The sequence below is a fragment of the Streptomyces clavuligerus genome (assembly GCF_005519465.1).
GTDB classification, from domain to species: Bacteria; Actinomycetota; Actinomycetes; order Streptomycetales; family Streptomycetaceae; genus Streptomyces; species Streptomyces clavuligerus.
The window spans coordinates 1,546,057-1,571,562 of sequence record NZ_CP027859.1 but is presented as its reverse complement, the minus strand read 5'-3'; the positions used below and the strand labels follow the sequence as shown (position 1 = coordinate 1,571,562).

The 25,506-nt window shown below is 72.6% G+C and carries 16 protein-coding genes; 7 read left to right on the top strand and 9 right to left on the bottom strand.

The window, feature by feature from the left end:
- Window positions 1-54: 54 nt before the first annotated feature.
- Window positions 55-1,218 (top strand): Dyp-type peroxidase, encoded by a 1,164-nt coding sequence (locus CRV15_RS34780; protein WP_003963666.1) that lies wholly within the window; start codon window positions 55-57, stop codon window positions 1,216-1,218.
- Window positions 1,219-1,230: 12 nt separating this feature from the next.
- On the opposite strand, the gene CRV15_RS34775 is transcribed toward CRV15_RS34780, so the two are convergent.
- The gene (locus CRV15_RS34775) at window positions 1,231-1,617 is read right to left on the bottom strand and encodes a peptidase inhibitor family I36 protein (protein WP_009999616.1); all 387 of its coding nucleotides are present in this window, start codon (window positions 1,615-1,617) and stop codon (window positions 1,231-1,233) included.
- A 624-nt stretch (window positions 1,618-2,241) separates the two neighbouring features.
- Window positions 2,242-5,583, bottom strand: coding sequence for a S8 family serine peptidase (locus tag CRV15_RS38010; RefSeq protein ID WP_003952583.1), 3,342 nt, complete (start codon window positions 5,581-5,583; stop codon window positions 2,242-2,244).
- 334 nt (window positions 5,584-5,917) lie between these two features.
- Between CRV15_RS38010 and CRV15_RS34765 the strand changes: the two genes are divergently transcribed.
- On the top strand, window positions 5,918-7,168 hold the full coding sequence (locus tag CRV15_RS34765) for a class I SAM-dependent methyltransferase (RefSeq protein WP_003952582.1): 1,251 nt from the start codon (window positions 5,918-5,920) through the stop codon (window positions 7,166-7,168).
- 247 nt (window positions 7,169-7,415) lie between these two features.
- On the opposite strand, the gene CRV15_RS34760 is transcribed toward CRV15_RS34765, so the two are convergent.
- On the bottom strand, window positions 7,416-7,823 hold the full coding sequence (locus CRV15_RS34760) for an SgcJ/EcaC family oxidoreductase (protein WP_003952579.1): 408 nt from the start codon (window positions 7,821-7,823) through the stop codon (window positions 7,416-7,418).
- Between the two features lie 192 nt (window positions 7,824-8,015).
- Between CRV15_RS34760 and CRV15_RS34755 the strand changes: the two genes are divergently transcribed.
- Both CRV15_RS34755 and rfbB read left to right on the top strand, forming a co-directional pair.
- The gene (locus tag CRV15_RS34755) at window positions 8,016-9,095 is read left to right on the top strand and encodes a glucose-1-phosphate thymidylyltransferase (RefSeq protein ID WP_003952578.1); all 1,080 of its coding nucleotides are present in this window, start codon (window positions 8,016-8,018) and stop codon (window positions 9,093-9,095) included.
- On the top strand, window positions 9,092-10,066 hold the full coding sequence (rfbB, locus tag CRV15_RS34750; RefSeq protein WP_003952577.1) for a dTDP-glucose 4,6-dehydratase: 975 nt from the start codon (window positions 9,092-9,094) through the stop codon (window positions 10,064-10,066). Before CRV15_RS34755 ends, rfbB begins: the two co-directional genes overlap by 4 nt.
- A gap of 94 nt (window positions 10,067-10,160) precedes the next feature.
- Here the strand turns inward: rfbB and CRV15_RS34745 are convergent, their stop codons facing one another.
- On the bottom strand, window positions 10,161-11,360 hold the full coding sequence (locus tag CRV15_RS34745) for an acyl-CoA dehydrogenase family protein (protein ID WP_009999611.1): 1,200 nt from the start codon (window positions 11,358-11,360) through the stop codon (window positions 10,161-10,163).
- A 153-nt stretch (window positions 11,361-11,513) separates the two neighbouring features.
- Window positions 11,514-13,121, bottom strand: coding sequence for an MFS transporter (locus CRV15_RS34740; RefSeq protein ID WP_003963661.1), 1,608 nt, complete (start codon window positions 13,119-13,121; stop codon window positions 11,514-11,516).
- A 175-nt stretch (window positions 13,122-13,296) separates the two neighbouring features.
- On the opposite strand from CRV15_RS34740, the gene CRV15_RS37625 reads away from it, so the two are divergent.
- On the top strand, window positions 13,297-16,650 hold the full coding sequence (locus CRV15_RS37625; RefSeq protein ID WP_003963660.1) for an AfsR/SARP family transcriptional regulator: 3,354 nt from the start codon (window positions 13,297-13,299) through the stop codon (window positions 16,648-16,650).
- A gap of 83 nt (window positions 16,651-16,733) precedes the next feature.
- On the opposite strand, the gene CRV15_RS34730 is transcribed toward CRV15_RS37625, so the two are convergent.
- The 3 genes from CRV15_RS34730 to CRV15_RS34720 all read right to left on the bottom strand — a co-directional run bounded on the left by CRV15_RS34730 (window position 16,734) and on the right by CRV15_RS34720 (window position 21,851).
- Entirely contained in the window at window positions 16,734-17,873 is a 1,140-nt protein-coding gene (locus CRV15_RS34730; RefSeq protein WP_003963658.1) for a DegT/DnrJ/EryC1/StrS family aminotransferase, read from the bottom strand.
- Window positions 17,874-17,967: 94 nt separating this feature from the next.
- A complete protein-coding gene (locus CRV15_RS34725) occupies window positions 17,968-19,302 on the bottom strand; it encodes a nucleotide disphospho-sugar-binding domain-containing protein (RefSeq protein WP_003963657.1) in 1,335 nt (444 codons plus the stop codon).
- A 29-nt stretch (window positions 19,303-19,331) separates the two neighbouring features.
- The gene (locus tag CRV15_RS34720) at window positions 19,332-21,851 is read right to left on the bottom strand and encodes a hypothetical protein (protein WP_003963656.1); all 2,520 of its coding nucleotides are present in this window, start codon (window positions 21,849-21,851) and stop codon (window positions 19,332-19,334) included.
- A 209-nt stretch (window positions 21,852-22,060) separates the two neighbouring features.
- On the opposite strand from CRV15_RS34720, the gene CRV15_RS34715 reads away from it, so the two are divergent.
- Together CRV15_RS34715 and CRV15_RS34710 are read left to right on the top strand one after the other, a co-directional pair.
- Window positions 22,061-23,446 (top strand): FAD-dependent oxidoreductase, encoded by a 1,386-nt coding sequence (locus CRV15_RS34715; RefSeq protein WP_003958092.1) that lies wholly within the window; start codon window positions 22,061-22,063, stop codon window positions 23,444-23,446.
- Window positions 23,443-24,186, top strand: coding sequence for a class I SAM-dependent methyltransferase (locus CRV15_RS34710; RefSeq protein ID WP_003963654.1), 744 nt, complete (start codon window positions 23,443-23,445; stop codon window positions 24,184-24,186). The genes CRV15_RS34715 and CRV15_RS34710 overlap by 4 nt, the downstream gene beginning before the upstream one ends.
- A gap of 104 nt (window positions 24,187-24,290) precedes the next feature.
- On the opposite strand, the gene CRV15_RS34705 is transcribed toward CRV15_RS34710, so the two are convergent.
- The gene (locus CRV15_RS34705) at window positions 24,291-25,445 is read right to left on the bottom strand and encodes an epoxide hydrolase family protein (protein ID WP_003958090.1); all 1,155 of its coding nucleotides are present in this window, start codon (window positions 25,443-25,445) and stop codon (window positions 24,291-24,293) included.
- Window positions 25,446-25,506 lie beyond the last annotated feature (61 nt).

Genomic DNA, 25,506 nt, shown 5'->3' with positions numbered 1-25,506 from the left:
TGGAATAGGGCAGTTGAGCGGCGAACGGAAGGCGCGTGTGGCACTCTGCACATCATGCATCGCGCCGATCGCCCTCCGTCACGCCGCGCGTTCCTCGATGTCGCCGGTGCCACGGTGGCCGCCGGTCTTGTCGCCGGGTGCTCACCGGACTCCGCCGCCCGGCCGGACCGGTCCGCCGCTGTCTCTTCGTCCGCACCCACGCCGGTTCCGGTTCCGGCGACGGGTCGGCATCAGGCAGGCGTCGTGCTTCCCCGGACGGCGCAGCGCAATCTGCTGGCCGTGGTGGCCGACCTCGGTCCGGGGGTGGCGCCCGGCCCCCTGCTGGCCGACCTCGGCAAGGCCGTCCGCACCCTCACCGCCGGGTCCGGCGCGGGGTTGCTGGGCCTGCCCGCGGGCGATCTGACCGTGACCGTCGGTGTGGGTCCGCGCCTGGTGCGGACGGCCGGTCCCGCCCTGCCCGGCGCGGCCGACCTCCCCCGGTTCTCCCGTGAACGGATCACCCCGCGGGCACGCGGCGGCGATCTGCTGTTGCAGATCTGCGCCGACGACGCGCTGCTCGTACCGCTCGCCGCCGCCGCGCTCCTGGACCGGCTCGGCGACCGCGTCCGCGAGCGCTGGCGGCAGTCCGGACGGCGCGGTACGGAGGTGCCCGTCGCCCAGGGCCTCACCGCGCCGCGCAACCTCCTCGGTTTCGTCGACGGCATCGTGGGCCCGCACACGGCCGCCGAGCAGGAACGCGACCTGTGGCTGGCCGGACCCCCCGCCGTCGCGGGCGGAACCCTGGCCGTCCTGCGGCGCATGGAACTCGACCTGCCCCGGTTCGCCGCCCTGTCCGTCGCCGAGCAGGAGGCGGTCTTCGGACGGCGCCGGGCCAGCGGTGTGCCCCTCTCCGGCGGTACGGCCGCCTCGGGCCCGCGGCTCGGCGCCAAGACCCCCGACGGGCGCTATCTGATCCCCGTGGACGCCCATGTGCGCCGGGCCAACCCCACCACGGTCGGCGTCGGCCATATGCTCCGCCGTTCCTACAGCATGGACGAGCCGCCCGGCCTGCTCTTCATCAGCTTCCAGAACGACCTGCGGACCTTCACGGCCACGCTCAGCCGCATGGACGCGTCCGACGCGCTGCTGCCCTTCACCACGACGACCGCCAGTGCGAGCTTCCTGATCCTTCCCGGCTTCGACCGGCGGCGTCCGCTCGGGTCCCATCTGTTCGGCTGATCGCGCCCGTCCTCAGCACAGGATCGAGGAGGCGGTGTCGTTCTCGTTCGGCGGGAGATTGATCCGCTTGAACGTGCTCATGACGTGGCCCCCGCCCACCATGTCGGCGTGCGGGAACCAGAAGCAGTCCCGGTAGGCGTTGTTGGACCAGGACGACATCGTGTCGTTGACGCCGTAGGTGCCCAGATTCATGACGAAGTCACCGCCGCGGAAGGCGATTCCGCCGCCGGTGTAGTTGGCGTCGCGGTAGAGACAGAGACTCCGCTCCGGACAGTTGGAGCCGGAGAAGCTCACGACGGCCGTGGGAACGGGATCGGGTGCGGGAACGGGTGCGGCGGCTGCGGGCGCGGTCGGCGTGGCGATGGCCAGGGCCGCGGCCAGAACGGTGAGGCGGCGCACGGATACCTCCGGAGGGGATGGGGGACGGCCTGCGTGGCGGGCGGGCACCGGCCGTCAGCCACGGGGGTCCCCGCCCACCACGTCCATCACCACGGGCCGCGGGCCCGTCCGGCCGTGTGAGGGTCGTCACAGCGGCCGGGGCTCCGTAGCGGAGAAGGCCGCGAGGGTGGCGGTGGAGTGGTTGCCGGGCAGCCGCGGTGTCGACCAGAGCGCCTGCGGAGGCGGCGATCGTCGTCAGGCGGAGCGGGAGCGCGGCTGTGGCTGTCTCGGTCCATGGGCCGCGCGTTCAGGTGGTCCGCTCCCTTGGGTGGTCATGGGGTCGACCGTCACGCTGCGGGGGGCGGCGGGTCATTGGGGTGGCCCCGCGCATACGGGGCCGATCAGGCGTGCGGTTCGGACGCGGTCGACCGGCTCGGACGACCCCCGCGCGTGCGGGGCCGATACTTCGTGACCTGCGACGTTGTCACGTGATCATGCTGTTTTCCGTTACCTGCGACCAGGACGGTTCTCCGTCGTCCGGGACTCGGGCACTCGGTGGTCAACGCTATCGGCCGGAGCGACCACCGCAAAAGGGCCCCACCGCCCGGCTTCCCGGCGGTGGGGCCCTTCGTGGCGAACCGGCGGCTAGCCGCCGATGTACGCGTCGTGCACGGTCACGCTCGCCGTGCCGCCGCTGGTGTCGGCGACCTCACCGCGCAGCGCGAGCGACTTTCCCTTCGCAGGGTTTTTGACGGTGATCCTGCCCTGGTCGACGGAGGTCGGCTGCCAGGTCGTCCCGCCGTCGTAGGAGACCGCGACCCGGAGGGACTTCAGGCCCGTTCCGGCGGCGGGTCCCTGCACGGTCACCGGGAAGGTCGCCGTACGGTCCGCGGGAACGGTGCCGTCCACGTTCACCTGGGCGCCGAACCGTACGGTGGACAGCGCGGTGCGCGTCTCGGTGTCCGTCGGGGGTTTGGCGCTGCGGAAGGTCCAGGAGGCGTCGACGCGGGTGCCGACGGCGGAGATGTCGCGGCTCCGGGTGACCGAGGTGGCCAGGGTGTATTCGGCGTCCTCCGCGCCGACCGCGTAGAACTCCCAGCCCATCAGCGGATCTGCCTTCTCGGCGATCATGGTGGTGCCCTGGTGGAGGGTGGTCCTCGCCGAGGAGTACGCGGACCGGGCGACATTGCCCCGGCCGTCGGAGAACAGCGGCACGACGAACTCCAGCCGGTTCCCCTTGCGGAAGACACCGTTCCGACCCTGCATCAGCGGGGAGTGGACGGCGGTGCCGAGTGTCAGCCGGTGGCTCGTGCCCGGGCGGAACTCCCGTTCCGGGGTGGTGTACTCGATCTCCTCCCCGCCCTGGGGGTCGAGCTGCGCCCCGGACAGCGACCAGAGGGCGGCCTTCCCGTCCGTGGCCAGATAGTGGGTCCGGGAGCCCGGCAGCGCGAAGGCGTGCTCGGAGCCGAAGGCGAAGCGTTCCTTCCCGCCCAGCGCCGTTGTGCGTCCCGTCCTGCCCTGGGCCGAGGCGCCGAGGACCACGGTGGCCCTGGCGTAGTCGGCGGGTCCGAACTTCCTGGTGTAGCCGGTGAAGAGCCGGTTCACCTCGCCTCCGGCGGCGAGGCTGTACTGGACCGAGGCGTCGCGCTCCCACTGGGCGTAGAGGGAGTCCCTGAGGCGGACACCGGTGGGCTGCTCCGGACCGAGTTGCGCGGTACGGAATCCTTCGAAGGTGGTGGCGAAGTGATCGCCGAACTCCATGGACCGGTCACCGATGGCGACGGAGACGGCCGCGGCGGCGCCGGTCATCCGGGCCCGGGGGTCGGAGACGGTCATCTCGACGGGCTTGGTGGTGCGGGCGTCGATGGTGAGGGCGGTGTTCTTCGTCAGCTCCAGCCGGGGGTGGACCAGCCGGTCCGAGCCGCCGGACGGGTTGGACTGGCTCGCGAAGAGGGCGTAGTCGCCCTTCGGCAGCCGGAGCCGCTCCGTGCCGGTGGCGCTGCCGTTGAGGGTCTCGGATATGTCACCCGCGCCGGAGAGCTGGAGCAGATGGGTGTAGAAGTCCGTGCCGGGCTGTCCGTCCCGGCCCACGAAGTCGAGGGTCAGATCGTAGGACTCGACCTCGCGGTCCACGGCGGCCGTGGACCGGACGGTCTGGCCGCCGCCGGTCGCGGTGACGACGGCGGTGTAGAGGCCGTCGTTGTCGCCGCCCGTCCGGGTGTCCGCGGTGAACGGCACGGTGGTGGTGGCCCCGGCAGGAACGGTGACCTTGTCCGCACCGAGGGTGAAGAACCCGGCGGGGGCGGGACCGCCCCGGGCGTCGAGCCCCTTGACGGCCAGGTCCAGGGTGATCGGCTGGGTGCCGAGGTTGCGGTAGGTGAGCTGCCGGGTCACGGGCCGGTCGTCGGTGTGCGGCCACTGCTGGCGGCCGAAGGAGACGGTGGTCTCGTCGGTGACCACCGTCTGTTCGAGGGCGCGGTCGACGGCGACCCGGCCGGTGCCCTGCTGGAGGACGGAGTTCCCGCCGTCCTGGGCGGAAGCGGTCAGCGCGGCCTTGAGCCGTTCGCCCGTCCAGCCGGGGTGCCGCTGCTTGAGCAGCGCCGCGGCGCCCGCGACATGCGGGGCGGCCATGGACGTCCCGCCGATGGTGAAGTAGCCGGGCGGGTTCTCGCCGACCTGCTCGGCGATGGTGCTGCCGGGGGCCGACGCCGCCGTGATGCCCACACCGGGGGCGGTGACATCCGGCTTGACCGACCCGTCGTGCAGCGGGCCGACACTGGAGAAGGGGGCGACCCGGTCGGCGTCGTCCACGGCACCGACGGTGAGCGCGGCTTCCGCGCTGCCCGGGGAGCCGACGGAGCCGGGGTTCGGTCCCTCGTTGCCCGCGGAGACGGTGAAGAGGACGCCCTTCTCCTTCGTCACCCGGTTGATGTGCGCCTCAAGGGGGTTGATCTCGGGTTCGTCGCCGGAGCCGAAGCTCATGCTGACGATGTCGGCGCCCCGGCCGACGGCCCAGTCGACGGCGGCGATGGCCCCGGACTCCATGGAGCCGTGGTCCCCCATGACCTTGCCGTTGAGGATGTCGGCCCCGGGGGCGACCCCTCGGTATCTGCCGCCGGACTTGGCACCGGTCCCGGCGATGGTCGAGGCGATGTGCGTACCGTGCCCGTTCCGGTCCTTGGTGTCCGGGGACGAACTGAAGTTCGCCGCCCCGACGACCCGTGTCGCCAGGTCCGGGTGGGTGTCGTCGACCCCGCTGTCCAGGACCGCGACGGTGACGCCCGTGCCGTCGTACCCGGACTGCCATGCCTTCGGAGCGCCGATCCGTCCCACGCTGGTGTCCAGGTTCGGGGTGTACACCGCGTCCAGCCAGACCCGTTCGATGCCGGGTGCGGTCCCCGCGGTCCGGGCACCCGCTCCCCCGGCCCGTGCTCCGGTTCCCGTCAGGGTGGACCACAGCCCGCCGGGGTCCCGGCGCGGAACGGTCACGGCGTCCGCGTTGATCGACGGCAGTGTCCGTGCCACCTTCGCGTCGGCACGAATCCCCTTCCGGGCACCGGCCGCCGAGGCCCCCGCGTACTGGACGATGACTTTCAGCCCGTCGCGGTAGGCCCGTCGGCTCTCCGGGCCGGCGAGCCTCGTCACATCGAAGAGCCGCCGGTCGAGGGTGCCTCGGGCGATCAGCCGCTCGGCGTCGACGGGGACGGCGTAGGTGCGTCCCCGCTCGGTCCAGCTCCGTACGGCCGTGCTCTCGCGCCCCTCGCCCCGCTCGACGGAGACGACCCGGTCCCGGCCGTCCAGGCCGACCCGGTCCCCGGTGATCAGGGTGACCCACCGCAGCCCTGGACCGGTACCGGTCGTGGAGGCGGTGGAGGCGGCGGTATGCGCGACGGCGGTGGTGCCGGTCATTCCGGCGAGGAGTGCCGCCGTCGCGAGGGCCGTGGTGACGGTGACCGCACCACGGCCTTGATGCCTGCTGGAGAACACAGTGCTCCCTTGCTGCGCGGGGTCGGGGGGTGAAGGAGCAGGAGCGGCCCCGCTGCCCGCTCCCGGCGGGAAGAGAAAGAAGATCCAATCCCCGTTGCCCCCGGTCGCACAGATGGCCGAAAATCGACCTTTGGAGAGCCCGCCGCCCGCTCCCGTCAGGATGCCCATCGGTTCGGTGCCGGCCCCGCGACAACCGCATCCGCGTCCGGTCAGCCGCCCGGCCGGGGCCCGGCGGACCGGCCGACGCGCTCGTCCTGGACGCGAGCCCCCGTGTGAGGTGTGCAGAGCACAACGGAAGATGACGGGGCAAAATTAATCGCAGCATAATTCGTGCATGAAGGAAAACAGGAGAGGGAAAGCGGAGGAATACAACTGCCGCGTCTGCGGTGGTGCTCTGCATGAATTCATCGACTTCGGGCGCCAACCTGTCTCCAATGCTTTCATGAAACCCGACAGCCCGACCGGCGAGGTGTTCTACCGTCTCGCGATGGGGATTTGCGGCTCCTGCACCATGGTGCAGCAGCTCAACGAAGTCCCCCGGGGCGTGATGTTCCACGCCGGATACCCCTACCGCTCCTCGGAATCACAGCGCATCAGGGACCATTTCGCACAGACGGCCGATGGCTTCCTCAGGGGTCGGCTCGCCGCCGTGGACGAACCGTTCGTCGTGGAGATCGGCTGCAACGACGGCGGACTGCTGGAGACGGTGCACGCGGCAGGCGTGCGGCATCTGGGGATCGACCCGTCAGCGGGCGCGGCCGAGGTCGCGCGGCAGCGCGGGGTGAACGTGCGCGTCGCGTTCTTCGACGAGGAGTCGGCAGCGTCGGTACGCCGCACCGAGGGGCCCGCCGATCTGATTTTCTCAGCCAACACCATCAGCCACCTCGCCTACTTCGACTCGGTGCTCCGGGGCGTCGAGGTGCTGCTCGCCCGGAACGGCGTCTTCGTTTTCGAGGACCGCTACCTCGGGGACATCGTCGAGCACACCGCGTTCGACCAGATCTACGACGAGCACTACTACCTGCTCACCGTGGCTTCGGTGCGGGCGGCAGCGGCCCGCTTCGGGCTCGAACTGGTGGACGCCGTACGGCTGCCGGTGCACGGCGGCTCGCTGCGCTACACCCTGGCCCGCCCCGGAACCCACCCGACAGCCGGTGCCGTGGCGGAGCTGCTGGCCCACGAGGAGGGGCAGGGCCTGGCCGACCTCGCGACGCTCCGGCGCTTCGCCGACGACGCCGAGCGTATCTGCGGGGACCTGGTGGAGCTGCTGCGCGAGCTGCGCGCGGACGGGCGGCGGGTCGTGGGATACGGCGCCACGTCGAAGAGCGCGACCATCCTCAACCACTGCGGCATCGGCACCGATCTGATCCCGTTCATCTGCGACTCCACCCCGGGCAAACAGCATTTGGTCACCCCTGGAGCGCGCATTCCGGTGCGCCCGCCGGAGGACTTCACCGATCCGTATCCGGAATACGCCGTGCTGTTCGCGTGGAACCACGCGGAGGAGATCATGGCGAAGGAGCACCGGTTCGCCGAGCAGGGCGGCAAGTGGATTCTGTACGTACCCGACGTCCACATCGTGTGACGACGGGGAGCGGACCGCGGGCTCACCCGGTCCGCTCCCCGTCGCCGGCCGTCATGTCCTGTCCGGCCGTCATGTCCTGTCCGGCCGTCATGCCCTGCCCGGTCGGCATGTCCTGTCCGGTCGGCAGCGGGCGGCACGGTCCGGCCACAGGGCCCGAACAGCTCCCGCGGCGAAAGTGCTCGCCTGCCGCCGACCACGGAACCGGGTCCCGCCGGCTCGGCGGTTCCCCTCAGTCCCTTCAGTCCCCTCAGGCAGGGGTGTTCTGATACGCCGCGAGACGCCAGCGGCCCTGGTCCTTGACCGCGGTCCACGTGGCGCGGATGGCGCGCTCCGCCGCCACTTCCTCCTCGCCCTCCAGCAGAACGCCGCCGCGCGTGATGAGCAGCGCGGACGTGGCGCTCAGAAACCGGACGTCGAGGGGCTCACCCGTGACCCGTGTCCCCTTGAACGGGCCGGCGAAGCCCTCGGCCATGAAGGCGCCTATCTCCTCCTGTCCCTTCTTGAACACACCCGGAAGAATCATGGTCCCGTCCGGGGTGAACACCTTCGCGAATGCCTGGTCGTCATGGGCGGCCCACGCCGCGACAATCTTGCCGGGAAGGGATACCACAGCTTTCTTGTCCGCGTCCGAAGGGCCTGCGCTCGCCGTTTCCATACCTTCTCCTCTTCCGCTCGGACAGCTTCTCCTGGAAGTCTTCGAACAGCTTCGCAGCGAAATGGCAGGGGGCGCATCTTCTGAATTGCCGTCCAGGCACGCATTCTGGGAGATGCGCGCCGCCCAAGCCACTCGCGACGATGAGGGCCAGGACCGTCGAACACGCCCTCGACAGAGGGAGGAGGGCACTCCATGAAGGCTCTGGTCTTGGCCGGCGGGTCGGGTTCCCGATTGCGGCCACTGAGTAATTTCATGCCAAAACAATTGATTCCGGTGGCGAACAAACCGGTGCTCGAATATGTTCTGGAGAACATCAGGGAGTTGGGCATCACCCGGATCGGGCTGGTCGTCGGAGGCTGGGCGGACACCATCCGCGGCGCAGTCGGCGACGGTTCCCGGTTCGGCGCCGAGATCACCTATCTGCGCCAGGAACGCCCGGCGGGTCTCGCCCACGCCGTACGGCTGGCCCGGCCGTTTCTGGGCGACGACGACTTCGCGATGTTCCTCGGTGACAATCTCCTGCCCGACGGGGTCGCCCCGGTCGCCGCGGATTTCCTGCGCGGACGGCCCGCCGCCCAGGTCGTCGTGCACAAGGTCGACGATCCGCGGGACTTCGGCGTCGTGGAACTCGACGCGGCAGGCGGGGTGCGCCGTCTGGTCGAGAAGCCATCGCGTCCGCGCAGCGATCTGGCGCTGGTCGGCACCTACTTCTTCACCTCCGCCGTGCACCGGGCCGTCGACGCCATCCGCCCCAGCCCACGCGGCGAACTGGAGATCACGGACGCGATCCAATGGCTGCTGGAGGACGGCGCGTCCGTCGGATGCAGCGAGTACGGCGGTTACTGGAAGGACACCGGCCGCGCCGATGACCTCCTGGAGGCCAACCGCCGTGTCCTGGAGGGCGAGTCCGGCGGTGTGGCGGGGTCGGTGGACGCGGCCAGCGCACTGCTGGGGCGGGTACGGATCGCGCCCGGCGCCCGGGTGGTGCGCTCGCGGATCACAGGCCCCGCGATCATCGGCCCCGGCGCGCTCGTCGAGGACAGCCTCATCGGCCCGCACACGGCCGTCGGCGCGGGCTGTCGGCTGCGCGCGGTCGACCTGGCGGACGCGATCGTGCTGGAGGGCACCGCGCTCGCGGAGCTGCCCCGGACGCGCGGGGCGCTGTACAGCCCCGAGGCGGTGCTGACCGCCTCCCGTGCGCCCGCGGCGGCAGGGGGAACCGCGGGGACGGGTGGTTCCGCCACCGCGGCCACGAAGGCGGCCCGCGCATGAGGCTGCTGGTCACCGGAGGCGCCGGGTTCATCGGCTCGCACTACGTCCGGACACTCCTGGGGCCCGGCTATCCCGGGTGCGCCGACGCCCGGGTCACCGTGCTGGACGCGCTGACCTACGCGGGCCGCCGGGACAACGTGCCCTCCGCGCATCCGCGCCTGGAGTTCGTCGAGGGCGATGTCTGCGACCGGAGACTCCTGCGCGAGCTGCTGCCGGGCCACGACGCCGTGATCCACTTCGCGGCGGAGTCGCACGTCGACCGCTCGTTGCGGTCCGCCGATCCTTTCGTACGCACCAACATCGGCGGCACACAGACCCTGCTGAGCGCCTGCCGGGACGCCGGAGTCGAGCGGGTGGTGCACGTCTCGACCGACGAGGTGTACGGCTCCATCGAACGGGGTTCCTGGACGGAGGACTCGCCGCTGCTGCCCAACTCCCCCTACGCGGCGTCCAAGGCCGGAGCCGACCTGCTGGCCCGCGCCTATCATCAGGCGTTCGGCATGGATGTGTCGATCACCCGGTGTGCCAACAACTACGGTCCGTACCAGCACCCGGAGAAGCTCATCCCGTTGTTCATCACCCATCTCATGGAGGGGCTCGACCTCCCCCTGTACGGCGACGGGCGGAACATCCGCGACTGGGTGCACGTCGATGACCACTGCCGTGCCGTCCACCTCGTCCTCACCCAGGGTGGGGCGGGTGAGGTCTACAACATCGGCGGCGGCGGGGAGCGTTCGAACATCGAGGTCACCGAGGAGCTGCTGCGGCTGTGCGGCGCGGACCGGTCCCGGGTGCGGTACGTCGCCGACCGCGCGGGCCACGACCGGCGGTACTCCCTGGACGACTCCCGCATCCGCGAACGGCTCGGCTACGCGCCGCGGGTCGGATTCGCGTCCGGGCTCGCGGAGACAGTGGCGTGGTATCACGACCACGCCGACTGGTGGAAGGAGGTGAAGCACCGCGCCAGGTGAGCGCGCCTCGTCCACGCGGCGGGGCGGCGGACAGATTCCCTGTCCGCCGCCCCGCCGTTCTTCGCGCACCGGCTCCGGCCGGCTCCCGGATCTCCTACAGATACAGCGTGTCGGGCTCCAGGCCGCACAGGAACCGGCCGTACAGCTCGGCGTTGGTGTCCGGGTGCATCAGGGCGTGCAGACACACGGCCTGGATGTCGCGCTGGAACCGCTGGATCGGAACGTCCAGGCGGATCGACGAGGCGCCGCTGGCGGTGTTCAGGATGTCCACGGCCTCCTTCGCCAGCCGGCATGCCGCGCCCATGTCGGCGCGGGCCCGCACCCGTTCCGCCAGCGTCCACTCGGACGCCTCCGCGGCCTTGGCGTCGACCTGGCCCGCGAGGCGGCGGACGTGGAACTCCGCCTCGTCGATGCGCATCACGGCGTCCGCGACCTGGAGGTGGGTGAGCGCGGCGTCGCTCTGCCGGCCGTAGGAGGTGTAGGTGATCTTCCGGTCCGGCAGCCGGTGCAGGAACGCGTCCAGCGCGCCCTTGGCCATGCCGAGGACGGGTCCGACGGACGAGGCGGAGGCGACCGGCAGGAGCGGCGCGCGGTGCAGGGCCCCCGCCGCGGTGGTGGGCGAGGCCGACTGTCCCTGGATCACCGCGCCCATGGGCATCACCCGGGCCTGCGGGACGAACACCCGCTCGGCGATCGTGGTGACACTGCCGGTGCCCTTGAGGCCCGCGGTGTGCCAGTCGTCGACGATGGTCAGGTCGTCCATCGGCACCAGCGCCATGACGGGGGCCGGCTCGCCGCCGGGCACCATCAGCACGGCCACGACGATCTGCCACTGTGCGTGCAGAGCCCCGGTGATGAACCCCCAGCGGCCGTCGACAACGATGCCGCCCTCCGCGGGGACCGCCTGCGCGGTGGGGCTGAGCGTCCCGCAGATCCGTACGTCGGGGGTCGCGAAGACCTCCGCCTGTGTCTCGTCGGGGAACAGGCCCGTCATCCACGTCGGGATCGAGTAGACAGCCGCCGTCCACGCGGCGGACCCGTCGGCGCGGCCCAGCTCCGCGGCCACCTCGCACAGGGTCGTGGCGTCGGACTCATAGCCGCCGTACCGCGCGGGCACCCGCATACGGAAGATGCCCGCGTCGGCCAGCGCCTGGACGGTGTCGTCGTGGGGGCGCCGGTTCTCCTCCGACCACCCGGCGTGCTCCCGCAGGGTGCCGGCCACCTCCGAGGCCCTGCTGACCAGCTCCTCGCGCGTCGGGGTCACGGTCTGTGCCGTCGTATCCGCTGTCAGCACTTTGTCCTCTTTCTCACGTGAAGGGAAACCGGATGAACCGCTTCGAGCGTGGCACCGGGGCCCCCGGCTCCGCATCTTCGGGATTGCGTCGCCTCCCGCGTCCCGCGGCGTCCGGTTCCCTTCCCGCCTCGCCCGCCGGGCCTTCCCGCCGGGTCAGCCGGACTCGGCCGTGGTGGGGACGGGCGCGGGCTCGCCGTCCGTTTCCGTCCCTCCGGGCTGCTCCTCGTCGGTGGCGCTGGGCCCCACGTGCCGCAGTACGGCGACGGAGAGCGCGGCGAAGGCCACCATGGCGACGGCCGCCGCGACGGCGACGATGTGCAGTCCGCCCGTGAACGCCTCCCGGGCAGCGGTGAGCAGGGCGTCCCCCGTGGCCCCGGGGAGGCCCGCGGCGGCCTCCGAGGCGGCGGGCAGGCTGTCGCGGGCGCTCTCGGCGGCGGCGGACGGGGTGTCGGCGGGGATCTCGTCCTCGACACGGTGGCGGTAGACGGCCGCGCCGACGCTGCCGAGGACGGCGATGCCCATCGCGATGCCGAACTCGCCGTTGGTCTCCGACATGGCGGCGGCGGAACCCGTCTTCTCCGGTGGCGCGGAGCCCACCACCAGTTCGGTGCTGAGCACGCCCATCGGGCTGGTGCCCGCGAAGGCGAGCGCGTAGCCGATGACCACCAGGGCGATTCCGCCGTCGGCGTCGGCCTGGGTGAGCAGCAGCAGCCCGGCTGCCGTGACGAGCAGGCCGATGGCGATGGCGTAGGCGGGACGGATACGGCGCGCCAGACCGGGGGCGGCGAGGTTGCCGATGATGGCCAGGGCGAAGGACGGCACCAGCCACAGCCCTGCCTCCAGTGCGGGAAGCCCGGCGACCTGCTGGAGGTAGAGCGAGACCAGCAGTGTCACACCGCCCATGGTGGCCGAGCAGAGCAGGGCGACACCGAGGGCGGAGCTGAGGGTGCGGTTGCGGAACAGGCCGAGATCCAGCAGCGGGCTGGTCAGCTTCTGCTGGCGCTGGACAAAGAGGAAGCCGATGGCGATGCCGACGAGCAGGGCCAGCAGGGACGTGGCGGCGAAGCCGTCGGTGGCCAGCTTCTTGGCTCCGTAGATGACCGGCAGGATGGTGGCGAGGGAGAGCAGCACACTCGGCAGGTCGGTCCGGCCCGCCGCGGGGTCGCGGTGCTCGGGCAGCAGAATCGGGCCGAGGACGAGCAGGAGCAGCATGACCGGCACGCCGAGCAGGAAGACCGAGCCCCACCAGAAGTGGTCGAGAAGCGCGCCGCCCGCGACGGGTCCCAGGGCCATGCCGCCCATGAAGCAGCTCATCCAGACGCCGATGGCCAGGCCGCGCTGTTTGGGGTCGGCGAACATGCTGCCGATGAGCGCCAGCAGCGACGGCATCAGGGTCGCCCCCGAGATGCCGAGGACCGCGCGGGCCGCGATCAGCGTCTCGGGGCTGTTGGCGTAGGCGGCCAGGACGGACGCGACGCCGAAGGCCGCGGCACCGAACAGCAGGAGCTTGCGGCGGCCGATGCGGTCGCCGAGGTTGCCCCAGGTGATCAGGAATCCGGCGATCATGAAGCCGTAGATGTCCATGATCCAGAGCTGTTGGGTGGCGCTGGCGCCCAGGTCCGCACTGAGGTGCGGGAGCGCCAGGTTCAACACGCTGATGTCCAGGGACAGCAGGAGGGTCGGCAGGGCCAGCACGGCCAGACCGATCCACTCCCGCTGTCCGGCGCGAGCGGGCGCCTCGCCCGTGGTGCTCGTATCCATCACTGAGCCTTCCGTTCCTCCATCGGGGGTCCGGGCTGCGGAGGCCCGGCGTTTGGGGAGGCATCGGGCAGCCTGCGGGGGAACGGTCGGCTGCCCGATGCCTTTTCAGCTTGCCGGGAGCGGCTTTCGGTCCACTGTCGGACGGCATTCGGTCCGCCACGCGATATCGTGACGCATGCGTTTCGGTGTGCTGGGTCCCCTTTCGGTCCTGACCGCGGATCACCGTCCGGTCAGGGTCCCCGAGCAGAAGATCCGTGCCCTGCTGGCCGATCTCCTGGCGCACGACGGCCGCCCTGTCTCCACCGACCGTCTCGTACAGGATCTGTGGGGCGACACTCCCCCGGCCAACCCGGTGGGCGCGCTCCAGATCAAGGTCTCCCGGCTGCGCCGGGTGCTGGAGGAGGCCGAGCCCGGCGGCCGGGAGCTGGTGGTGTCGCTCGCCACCGGGTACGCCCTGGAGGCCGCGGGCCACTCGGTGGACGCCGCCCGGTTCGAGGCGCTGGTGGAGCGGGGGCGGGCGGCCCCGGACCCGCGGGAGCGCGCGGATCTGCTGACCGAGGCGCTCGGGCTGTGGCGGGGGGCGGCGTTCTCGGACTTCGCCCACGAGGTCCATCTCCAGCCGGCCATCGCCCGCCTGGAGGAGCAGCGGCTCTCGACCCTGGAGGAGCGGGCCGAGGCCCTGCTCGCGCTGGACGGGCACCAGGCGCTCACCGGTGAACTGGGCGAGCTGGTGGGACTCCATCCGCTGCGCGAGCGGCTGCGGGCCTCGTACATGCTGGCCCTGTACCGCTCGGGGCGGCAGGCCGACGCGCTGACCGCCTACGAGGAGCTGCGACAACTCCTCGTCGCGGAGCTGGGTCTCGACCCGGGGGCCGACATCGTCGCTCTGCACGGCGCGATCCTGCGCCAGGACCCCGCGCTGGACGGGGCGCCGGGACCCGTTCCCGGTCCGGCACGCCCCCGGCGTGCCGGTAACCTTCCGGCCCCGCTGACCGCGCTCGTCGGGCGGGAGACCGCCGTCGCCGAGGTGCGCGCGCTCCTCGCCGCCGGCCGTCTGGTGACGCTCACGGGACCCGGTGGCGTGGGCAAGACACGGCTCGCGCTGGAGACGGCCGCGCGGATACCGGACGCGTTCGCCGACGGGGTGTGGCTGGTGGAGCTGGCGCCGCTGGGCGCCCCCGGGGTCCCGGCCACGGCCGAGTCGGTGGCACAGGCCGTGATGGCGGTACTGGGGGTGCGCGAGGCGACCACGGCGGAGTACGGAGCGGGCGCCTCGCCCGCCGGGCGGCTCGCGGACTTCCTGGCCGCCAAGCGGCTGCTGCTGGTCCTCGACAACTGCGAGCACCTCGTGGAGTCCGTCGCCGCGCTCGCCCGGGACGTACTGGTGGCGGCGCCCGGTCTGCGCATCCTGGCGACGAGCCGGGAGCCGCTGCGGCTGGCGGGCGAGGTGCTGTGGCCCGTACCGCCGTTGGAGCTGCCCGGCCCGGAGGACGACCACCGGCCGGAGGTGCTGGAGCGGTGCAGCGCGGTACAGCTCTTCGTGGCCCGCGCCGGGGACGGCCTGCCCGGTTTCGCACTCTCCCTGGACAACGCCGCGGCGGTGGCCGCGGTCTGCCGCAGGCTCGACGGGATACCCCTGGCCCTGGAGCTGGCCGCCACCCGGATTCGCGCCCTGGGCGTGGCGGGGCTGCTCGCCCGGCTCGACGACCGGTTCCGGCTGCTGGCCACCGGGTACCGGGGCGCCGAGCCCCGGCAGCAGACGCTCCGCGCGATGATCGACTGGAGCTGGGAGCTGTTGTCGGGGCCCGAGCGGACCGTGTTGCGCAGGCTGGCCGTGCACGCCGACGGCTGCACGCTGGAGGCGGCCGAGGAGGTGTGCGGCGGCGACGGCGGGGTGGCGGCCGAGGACGTTCTCATGCTGCTGGCACATCTGGTGGACCGCTCGCTGGTGGTGGCCGCCGACACCGCGGAGGGGCCCCGTTACCGGCTGCTGGAGTCCGTGGCCGAGTACTGCCGGGAGAGGCTCCGCGAGGCCGGGGACACCGGGCCCGTTCTGCGCCACCGGCGCCACTACCGGCAGTTGGCCGAGCGGGTGGGCGGCCTGCTGGTCACCGGCGAGCAGCGCCGCTGGCTGGAACTCCTGGACGTCGAGCACGGAAATCTGCGGGTGGCGCTCGCGGGGGCCGTACGGGAGGCGGCGGCGGGCACGGAGGGCGCCGATGAGGAGGCGCTGCGCTTCGCCGGCGCGCTGGCCTGGTACTGGTTTCTGCGCGGGCGTCTTCGTGAGGGGCTGAGCCATCTGGGCATGGCCCTGGACGCGACGGCCGGGCTGCCCGGTGGTCCGGCGGGCGGCGGTGCGGGACCGGACGGCGCGGACCCGGTGGCGGGCGGCGGGAGCGCGGCGCGCGCGGTGGCCCTGGCCTGGCACGCCGGGTTCATGGCCCTGTCGGGGGACACGGCGGACGACGGCCCGCGGCGACGGGCGGCGGAGGCGCTCGGGCAGGGCGGCGACGCACCCGTGGACCGGGCACGCGCCCGGTGGTTCCTGGGGTTCGTCGAGTGCGACTTCGGCGATCTCGCGCTCAGCGAGGAGCTGGTGGGCTCGGCCCTGGACACCTTCGAGGAGCTGGGCGACCGGTGGGGCACGGCGGCGGCCCTGGGGACGCGTGCCAAGCACGCGATGGTCCGCGGGGACCTGGCGGCACTGCGCCGGGACGGGGAGCGCAGCGCGGCCCTGTTCCAGGAGATCGGGGACCGCTGGGGCCATCTCCAGGCGACGGACGCCCTGGGCAATCTGGCGGAGATCGCGGGGCACTACGACGCGGCGGCCGAGCTGCACTGGACCGGGCTGCGTACGGCGCAGGAGCTGGGTCTGTGGTCGGAGGTCTCCAGCAGGCTGTCGTGGCTGGGCCGAGTGGCGATGCTGACCGGTGAGTTCGAGCAGGCGAGGGAGTTGCACGAGCGGGGAATCCACCTGGCGCGGGAGCACGGCTTCAAACCCGGGGAGATCTTCGGCGAGATGGGGCTCGGGATCGCGGCGCGCAAGGCCGGGAAGCTCGACATCGCCGAGACGCGGCTGCGGCGGGTGCTGGAGTGGCTGCCGCGGGAGCGGTCGGGTCGCGGCGATACCTTGCCGCTGGCGTTGATCCTGCCCGAGCTGGGATTCGTCGCGGAGCAGCGGGGCGATGTGCGGGCGGCGCTGGAGTTGCATCTGGAGGGTCTGGAGGTCGGCCGTCGGCTGGCGGGTGACCCCCGGGGGACGGTGCTCGCCCTGGAGGGGCTGGCGGGGGCCCATGCCCGGCTCGGCCGGCACGAGCGCGCGGCGCGTCTGCTGGGCGCGGCGGCGGCGGCCCGGAAGTCGGCGAACGCCCCGACGGCCCCTGCGGAGCGGGGCGATGTCGAGCGGGTGACCGCACAGGTCAGGTCGGCCGTCGGCCAGGAGACCTACGAACGGGAGCACACGGCGGGCGGGAACGCGGACCTCGGCGAACTGTACTCCGCGGCGAGCACGCTGCTTCCGGAGGCGTGAGGTGGTGCGGGGCGGGGGCGGCGCCCCCGCCCCCGTGGGGGTCTCACGCCTCCGTGAGGTGTCTCAGGCCGCCGTGAGGTGTCTCAGGCCCCGCACTCCCCCACCGCCGCGATGAACTCCCGGGCCACGGTCCGTGCCTCGCCGTCGCTCAGTGCCTGGTGCAACGGCAGCAGCAGCGTGGTGGCCCATGCCTCGTCGGTACCCGGCAGGTCCACGGGCGGGCCGTAGAGGGGGACGCGGTGCAGCGGCATATAGCGGAAGGTCGTGTAGACACCGCGCGCCAGCAGGGACTTGGCGACCCGGTCGCGCCGGTCCTCGGGGAGCTGCACCCAGTAGAAGTAGTGCGTGCTGCGGTGGTCCACGGGTGGGCGGGGCGGCAGCCGTACGCCGTCGAGTCCGGCCAGCGCCTCGTCGTACAGCGTGGTCAGCTCGGCGCGGCGGGCGACGAACGCGGGCAGACGGCTGAGCTGCACCTGGCCGATGGCGGCGGTCAGGTCGTTGCCGATCAGCCGGCGCCCCACGTACTCCACGTCCAGCCCCCACCAGCGGTCGGTGCCCTGCGCGGCGGTGGTGAACGCGCTGCGCTCGGCGATGCCGTGGTAGGCCAGCCGGTGTGCCCTGCGGGCCAGCTCGGGGTCGCGCACGTGGAGCATGCCCCCGTCCCCGGTGGTGATGATCTTCCTGGAGTCGAAGCTCCAGACCGCGATGTCGCCGAACGTCCCGCACATCCGGCCGTCGACGGAGGAGGCCACCGAGCAGGCGGCGTCCTCGATGAGGGCCACGCCCCGGTCCCGGCAGAGTGCGGCCGTCGCGGCGATGTCGCCGGGCAGCCCGCCGTAGTGCAGCAGCATCACCGCCTTCGTCCGCGGCGTCATGACCCGCTCGACGTCGGCGACCGAGGGGTTCATCGTGCGGGGGTCGACATCGCAGAAGACCGGGCGGGCACCGGTGGCGACGACGGCGTTGGCGTTGGCGACGAAGCCGGCCGACGGCAGGACGACCTCGTCGCCGGGGCCGAGGCCGAGCAGTTCGGTGGCGAGGAACAGCCCGGAGGTGGCGGAGTTGAGGAAGAGGACATGCCCGGGTTCGACGCCGAGGTACCGGGCGAACCGCTCCTCGAACGCCTCGGAGCGCGGACCGTACCCCAGCCAGTTGCCGGCGAACACCTCCTGGACGGCCGCGAGTTCCTCGTCGCCCAGGCTCGGCTGGGACACATTGATCATCTTTGACTCCCGGGACGGACGGACTCTTGGACGGGCTCGGGGAACGGACTCGGGAAGGGCCTCGGGGAAGGGGCGGACGGGCGGACGGGCGGCCTCAGGGACGGTGCCGCGCGGTGAGCTTCTCCAGGACGGGGACGGTGTCGTGCGGGCTCGGCATCGCCAGGTGCTCCTCACGCAACCGCCCCGCGCCCTCCCGGAAGGACGGCTCGCCCAGGACGCGCGCGATGCGCTCGCGCATCGCCTCGGCCGAGGGCGTGCCGATGTCCAGGACAAGACCGGCCCCCTCGTCGAGGACCCGGCGCACGGAGACGGGGGACGCCGCGTGCTTGGTGGCGCCCATGCCGCCGCCCTCCTCGACCGCCAGGACGTCCGCCGTGAGGGTGTCGGTGATGAGCTGCGGAACGTTCAGGGACACCGCCGCGGAGTAGGTGGCGAGGCCACCGTGGTGGATGAGGGCGGAGCAGGTCGGCACGAGCTGATCCAGCGGAACATAGTCGACGGCGCGGACATTGCCGGGCAGCTCTCCGACTCCGGCGAGCTGCTTGGCGTTGAGGGTGGCGACGACCTCGATGTCGAGCCCGGAGACCGCGTCCAGCAACGCGGGGACATGGTCCCAGCCGCCTTCCAGATAGCGGCGCCAGGACAGGCCCAGTGAGAGGCCCACCCGGGGCCGGTCCGGCAGCGGGCGCAGCCAGGAGGGCATCACCGTCTGGCTGGAGAACGGCACCCAGCGGACGCGGACCGTCGGGGTGCTGACGGGGATGCTCATCGACTCGGGCAGGGTGCTGACGGTCCACTGGCCGCGGATCAGCTCGTCGTCCAGGCTCTGGCCGTAGCGCTCGGCGACCGGGCCGAGGGTGCGCAGGAGCGGGTCCTCGCACGGTCCCGTGGCCGCGGCGGCCCGCTCGGCGAGCCGGTCGACGGACCAGCCCCACCAGTCCGGCGCCGTGATGAAACGGGCCTGCGCGGCGCCGCAGGCGCGGGCCGCGACGGCGGCACCGGGGAAGCAGGGGTCCCAGAGCACCAGGTCGGGGCGCCACTCCCGGGCGAACGCGACCAGGGCGTCCATGGCGGGGCTCGGCTCGTCGGGAGCCGCGCCGTAGGGGTGGAAGTCCCAGATCGCCGGGAACATGAACTGGCTGAAAGTGTCCCAGAGCTCACGGTCTTCGGGGCCGAGCGCCAGCTCCTCGGTGACACGGGCGACCTGGGCGCGCTCGGCCGTATAGGCCCGGCCCGGCCCGAGGGGGACAGGCATGAGAGCGGGGTCGCCGAGGGGGACGGCGGTGAGTCCCACGGCGGCGATGGCGTCGGCCACCTCCGGGTGGGCGGCGACACAGACCTCGTGCCCGGCGCTGCGCAGCGCCCAGGCGAGGGGCACCACGGGGTAGAGGTGTGAAGGGTTGGGCCAGACGGTGAACAGGACGCGCATGGGGGCCTCCCTGGGCCGGTCTCGTGGTCTCAGCAGCGGATGGAGACAGCGGGGGACGCCTTGGTGAACATCATGTTCGGGTCGAACTGGACGGCCCGGTAGGTATGTGTGCCGCTGCCCCGGCAGGGCCACTCGGCGTCCGCGGTGGCACCCGCGTGGATGACGTTCTCCGTGATGGTGTGCCATTCCGAACGGTCCGCGTCGTAGCGGAGCAGCCAGAACGTGGTGGGGGTCGAGCAGTCGTTGCGCGCCGAGCTGAGAATCCGGAAGCCGCTGTGGCTCAGGTGGGGAGTCGCCGGGGCGTTGGTGCAGGTGCGCGACGGCTCGGCGGGGCCGGTGCCGGGGTCGGGCGGCGCCGTGCCCCCGGCCCGCAGGGCGTTGTGGGTGGTCTGCTCCAGGGTGTTGCCCCGTTCGTCGGTCAGCCGGGCCCGCAGGGACAGGCCCTGGGCGCCGTGCGGACGGGGTACCGTCGCCCGCCACCCGCCGGAGCCGTCCGGTACGACCGGGGCGGGCCGCCAGGTGGCGCCCCCGTCGGTGGAGACGTTCAGCCGCAGCGACCGTACGGCGCCGGTGTCCGCGCCCGGATGGGGCTCGGCGGAGAGCGGGAGGCTGAAGGTCCGCGAAGCCGCCCGGCCGGGCTCGGGCACGAGGTTGTTGTGGGCGTCGACCCGGGGGAAGTACCGGACCGCCCACAGCGGCAGGGGCGCGCCGGCGCCGGGCGTCGTGTCCGATGAGAAGGTCCACACCGACTTCACCCGGTCCGAGAGACGGAACCAGGAGGGCCGGGAAGCGCTGCTCTCGATGCGGAACCTGCCGGGGCCGGGCGGTACCCGGGTCGTGAGCTGGCCGCCGCCGGAGACGCCGACGAGCCGCCCGTCCCGGTAGAGGCGGATGGACTCGCTGTCGGTCAGCGAACCCGCCCGGTGGTCGTCCTGGTCGGTGAAGAGGGGCACCCCGACCCACATCGTGTCGCCCTTGCGGCCCGCGTGGTCGGGGCGGAAGAGGAAGGGCGCGAACACAGCCGCGTTCCACCGCTCGGTGGTCCGCTGCCCGGCGCGGTAGGCGCGGTAGTCGGAGCCCATGGCGGTGGCGTACTGGCCGAATCCGTCGGCGCCGGTGATCTGTTCGCCGAAGGCGCCGGACCACTCGGTGTCCCGGGTGTCGAGGTAGTGCGTGACCCGGGACGGCAGGGTGACGGGGAGCATCGTCCCGGACACGGCCGCGAAGCCCGGCGCCTTGCCGAAGAAGCCCTTCACGCCCCGTCTGCCGGTGGTCTGGGTGAGGTGGGACGCCTCCAGCCGGGCCAGCTCCGCGTCGCGGACCCGGCGTTCGAAGCCGGTGAAGAACCCGCCGGGGCGGGTGTCGAGCAGATGGTAGCTGTAGGGCGTGTCGCTGAAGTCTCCCGCGGGCCCGGGGGCGCCCCAGGTGGAGGAGATCCCGGAGGTCATGGCGGCGGCGGGAACCGAGGGGCCGAGCTGCGCGGTGTAGAGCCGGCCGAAGGCCGCGGAGCCCAGGGAGACACTGATCACACGGTCGCCGTGGTGCCGTTCGATCCCCAGGTCGACCGCGGCGGGCCGGGCGCCGGGGCGGGCGACGGCCGTGGTGACGGGCCGGGTGGTGCGGGCGTCGACGGTGACCACCGTGTCCCCGGTCAGGTCGAGGAGGGGCCGTACGACCCGGTGCCAGTTGCCCGCCCGGTCGACGATGTCGCCGACGAGCAGGTACCGGCCGCGCGGCAGCCGTGCCTGAGCGGTGCCGTCGTCGTCGTGGAGGAAGTGGCGCACCGGTGCGTCGAGCCCGACGACCATCGTCTCGGAGTCGGCGGCGGGTGTTCCGTCCCGGTCCAGATGGCGAACGGTCAAGGTGGAGGAGTCAGCGGCTGCGCGCGTACGGCCGGGCGCGTCCGCGCCGCGGTCCGCCCGGACTTCCGCCGCGGGGGACCCGAGGTCCGCCGACGCGCCGTCGGCGAGCAGGACAAGGGGTCCGTCGGCGTCCTCCGCCGGTCCCTGGGCGCGGGCCGTACGGGGGACGGCGGCTCGGGAGCGGCCGGCCAGATCCTTCCAGAAGGCCGCCCGCTGCGCCGCGGGCAGTCCCCGCCGCTCTCCGTCCACCGTGAGCGGCAGGTCCGCGCCCCGGTCGTGGTAGCCCGCGCCCAGCAGCGCGGTGACGTCGAAGAGCCGCCGGTCGACGCGGCCCGCGCGCAGCAGGTGCCGCGCGTCCTCCGGGACGACGTACTGGTGGCCGTCCACGCGGTAACTGCTGAACCGCACACCGGTGCGCCCCGGGGCCCGCTCGACCCCGGCGGGTGACCGACCCGCTCCGGTCAGCAGCACCCGGTCGCCGGTGATCAAGGTGACGGCACGCGGCTGCTCCCCGGCCGGGCGGGCGGCCGCGGGGGCAGGGGCAGGGGCGGAGACCGGGTCCGGTGGCGCGGCGCCCTGCGGTGGCGCGGCGCCGAGGGAGAAGGCCGTGGCCACCGCCAGCCCGATCGCGCCGGGCAGCCGGATGTGCCGGTGTCGGGTACGGGTCCACCGGGCCGCGCTGCGCATCAACGTACCTCCAGGCTCGGGAGTGTCCGGGAATCACCGTCATCGTGGTGGTCGCGTCCACCGCACGGCATCTTCTGGAATGCCCTACCGCGGGGTCCTGTTCACAGCAGTGCGCAATCCAGGAGATGCGGGTCGGCGTCACGGGGCGCGAAGGTCGTACGCGCAGGACGGAGAACGTCCGTTCAGCGATCCCAGAGGAGGTACCCGCGATGACCAGCCGCACCAGGGACCGGGCCGTCGTGCTCGGTGGGAGCATGGCCGGAATCCTCGCCGCCCGTGTACTCGCCGAGTTCTACACCGAGGTCGTGGTGGTCGACCGTGACACGGTGGTCGGTGTCCGCGGGCCCCGGCGGGGCACCCCGCACACCCGGCACGCCCACGGGCTGCACGCCCGGGGGCAGCTGATCCTGGAGGATCTCTTCCCCGGCTTCACCGAGGAGCTGGCCTCCGCCGGGATGCCGGTCGGCGACCTCGGCGAGATGCGCTGGTTCTTCGACGCGCGCCGACTGCGCCCGGCCCGGACCGGTCTCACGTCGCTGACCCCGCCGCGCCCTTATCTGGAGGGGTGCGCACGGGACCGGGTGGCCGCCCTGCCGGGTGTGGTGTTCCGGGACGGCCACGAGATCCTCGGGCTGACCGCCACACCGTCCCACGAGCGGATCACTGGAGTCCGGATACGCCGGATCGCGGACGACACCATCGACGAGCTGGCGGCCGACCTGGTGGTCGACGCGACAGGACGGGGCTCGCGCACCCCGGTGTGGCTGGAGGAGTTCGGCTACCAGAGGCCCGACGAGGAGCGCGTGAAGATCGACCTGGCGTACACCACACGGCACTATCGCACGGAGCCCGGGATGTTCGACGGCGTGCAGTCGATCAATCCGGTCGCCTCGCCCGACCATCCGCGCGGCGCGTTCTTCGGCCAGGTCGGCCCGGATCGCTGCATCCTGTCGCTGACGGGCATCCTCGGTGACCAGCCGCCCACCGATCCCGAGGCGTTCCTGGAGTATGTGCGGTCGCTTCCGGTACCGGACATCTACCGCGCGGTCCGCGGCGCCGAGCCGCTCGACGACCCGGTGTCCTTCCGTTTCCCGGCGAGCGTGCGCCGCCGCTACGAGCGCCTGACCCGCTTCCCCGGCGGGCTGCTCGTCCTGGGGGACGCCGTGTGCAGCTTCAACCCGGTCTACGGGCAGGGCATGAGTGTCGCCGCGATCGAGGCGACGGCGCTGCGCGAGCGGCTGCGGCGGGGCGGGCCCGTCGTCCCGCAGCTCTTCCACCGGGACGTCTCGCGGGCGATCGACATCCCCTGGGACGTCTCGGCGGGCGGCGATCTGGCCTTCCCCGGCGTGGAGGGGCGCCGCACGCTGAAGGTGCGGTTCGGCAACGCCTACATGGCTCGGGTGCAGTACGCGGCCACCAAGGACGCCCGGCTGACGGACGGCATGATGCGAGTGGCCGGGCTCATCGACCCGCCACAGGCCCTGATGCGCCCGCGCACCGCCCTGCGGGTGCTGCGGCACGCGCTGCGCCGCCCGCCGAAGGCCCTGGCCCGCCCGGCCGCGGCCGACCCGGTGGTTCCGGGGCACCCCGGGTGACCGGCGGCCGGCGGGAAGCCTCGTCCTTCACCCGGCACCTCGCCCCGCTCTACGACCTGGTGTACTCGGCTCGTGGCCAGGACTTCGCCGCGGAGGCGGCACTGGTCTCCGGTCTCGTACGGGACCGCTGTCCCCGGGCGGAGTCCCTCCTGGACATGGGCTGCGGCACCGGCGAGCACCTGCTGGCGCTGCGCCACGGCTTCCGCCATGTGGAGGGCGTCGATCTCTCGGCGCCCATGGCCGAGGTCGCCCGGCGCAAGCTCCCGGGAGTCGCCGTGCACGTGGCGGACATGCGCGAGGTCGACCTGGGGCGCAGCTACGACGCCGTGATCTCCCTGTCGACCGCCGTCGCCTATCTGCCGTCGCCGCGGGACCTGGTGGCGGCGCTGCGGCGGATGGAGCGGCATCTCGCACCGGGGGGTGTCCTGGTCGTGGAGCCCTGGTACTTCCCCGAGACGTTCCTCGACGGGCATGTCGCCGCCGATGTGGTGCGGGGTGGGGGGGTCACGGTGACACGGGCCTCGCACACCCGGCGGGGTCCGGCGAGCGCCGCGGTGGAGAGCCACTGGGTGGTGGCGGACGCACGGGGTATCGAGCACTTCACGGAGACCCATGTCTTCGGGCTGTGGACCCGGCGCCAGTACCTGGACGCGTTCGCGGAGGCCGGCTGTGCGGCGGAGTACCTGCCGGACGTGCAGTCGGGGCGCGGATTGTTCGTGGCGCGCCGGGCTCCGGTGTAGCCCGTGCCCGGCCGGGGATGTCGGACGCGCGGAGCCGTGTGCCCGGCCCGGGATGTCCCGGGCCGGGCACACGGCTCTCTCCTCCGCCACCGCGCGGGCGGCGCTCAGGGCAGCCGGCGCGCGAACTCCCTGACGTCCGCCACGAAGGCCGTCGGCTGTTCCAGCGTGGCGAAGTGACCGCCCCGTTCGATCTCGGTCCAGTGCACGATGCCCGGGTGGTCGCGCTCGGCGAGGCTGCGCACCGGCGCGAAGTCGGGTTTCAGGACGAGGACACCGAGCGGGACGGGAACCGGCTCGGGCCGCACCCCCGGCGTGAAGACCTTCTGCATATAGGGGCGGGCGTCGTAGAAGAGGTGGGCGGAGGTCGCGGCGGTACCCGTCAGCCAGTAGAGCATGACATTGGTGAGCAGCACATCGCGGTCCACCGCCTCTTCCGGTGACGTCTCCGAGTCGGTCCACTCCATGAACTTCTCGATGATCCAGGCGAGCTGGCCGACGGGGGAGTCGGTGAGGCCGTAGGAGATCGTCTGCGGGCGGGTGGCCTGGAGTTTCATATAGCCGGACAGTTCCTGGTCGAAGCGGACCATCCGGCCGAGCCGCTCCAGGTCCGACGGGGTGAGGTCCGCGAGTTCCGCCGGGTCGCCGGACGGGATCGCGAAGAGCATGTTGACATGCACCCCGGTCACGCGGTCCGGTGCCAGCCGGGCCAGTTCGAGGGAGATGAACGCCCCGTGGTCGCCGCCCTGGGCGAGATAGGTGTCATATCCCAGCCCGCGCATGAGCGCGTCCCAGACCCGGGCGATCTGCGGATAGCCCCACCCGGGCCCCGGGGCGGGGCCGGAGAAGCCGTGCCCCGGGAGCGAGGGCACGACCAGGTGGAAGGCGTCGGCCGGGTCTCCGCCGTACCGTCGCGGATCGGTGAGGGGCCCGATCACACCGAGGAACTCCACCACGGAGCCGGGCCAGCCGTGGGTGAGGACCAGGGGTCTGGCGTCCGGCTCCGGCGAGCGCACATGCAGGAAGTGCACCGTGACGCCCTCGATGTCGGCGAGGAACTGGGGGTGCTCGTTGAGCCGGGCCTCGGCGGCCCGCCAGTCGTAGGCCGTGCGCCAGTAGGCGGTGAGCTCCTTGAGGTAGCCGAGCGGTACGCCCCGGTCCCAGCCGCCGTCCGGGGCCTCCCGGGGCCAGCGGACACGGTCCAGCCGCTCGTGGAGGTCATCGAGGTCCTGCTGGGGTATGTCGATGCGGAAGGGCCGCACACGGTACCTCTCCGCCGGGTCGGACACGGAAGCCGGCGGTGGGACGGCGCCGGGCCCGGGG

Coding starts and splice junctions, on each gene's coding strand:
- CRV15_RS34720 (WP_003963656.1), bottom strand. CDS start 21,851: ATGCGCAGCGCGGCCCGGTGGACCCGTACCCGACACCGGCACATCCGG.
- CRV15_RS34725 (WP_003963657.1), bottom strand. CDS start 19,302: ATGCGCGTCCTGTTCACCGTCTGGCCCAACCCTTCACACCTCTACCCC.
- CRV15_RS34760 (WP_003952579.1), bottom strand. CDS start 7,823: ATGGAAACGGCGAGCGCAGGCCCTTCGGACGCGGACAAGAAAGCTGTG.
- CRV15_RS34715 (WP_003958092.1), top strand. CDS start 22,061: ATGACCAGCCGCACCAGGGACCGGGCCGTCGTGCTCGGTGGGAGCATG.
- CRV15_RS34740 (WP_003963661.1), bottom strand. CDS start 13,121: ATGGATACGAGCACCACGGGCGAGGCGCCCGCTCGCGCCGGACAGCGG.
- CRV15_RS34755 (WP_003952578.1), top strand. CDS start 8,016: ATGAAGGCTCTGGTCTTGGCCGGCGGGTCGGGTTCCCGATTGCGGCCA.
- rfbB (WP_003952577.1), top strand. CDS start 9,092: ATGAGGCTGCTGGTCACCGGAGGCGCCGGGTTCATCGGCTCGCACTAC.
- CRV15_RS34765 (WP_003952582.1), top strand. CDS start 5,918: ATGAAGGAAAACAGGAGAGGGAAAGCGGAGGAATACAACTGCCGCGTC.
- CRV15_RS34780 (WP_003963666.1), top strand. CDS start 55: ATGCATCGCGCCGATCGCCCTCCGTCACGCCGCGCGTTCCTCGATGTC.
- CRV15_RS34730 (WP_003963658.1), bottom strand. CDS start 17,873: ATGATCAATGTGTCCCAGCCGAGCCTGGGCGACGAGGAACTCGCGGCC.
- CRV15_RS37625 (WP_003963660.1), top strand. CDS start 13,297: ATGCGTTTCGGTGTGCTGGGTCCCCTTTCGGTCCTGACCGCGGATCAC.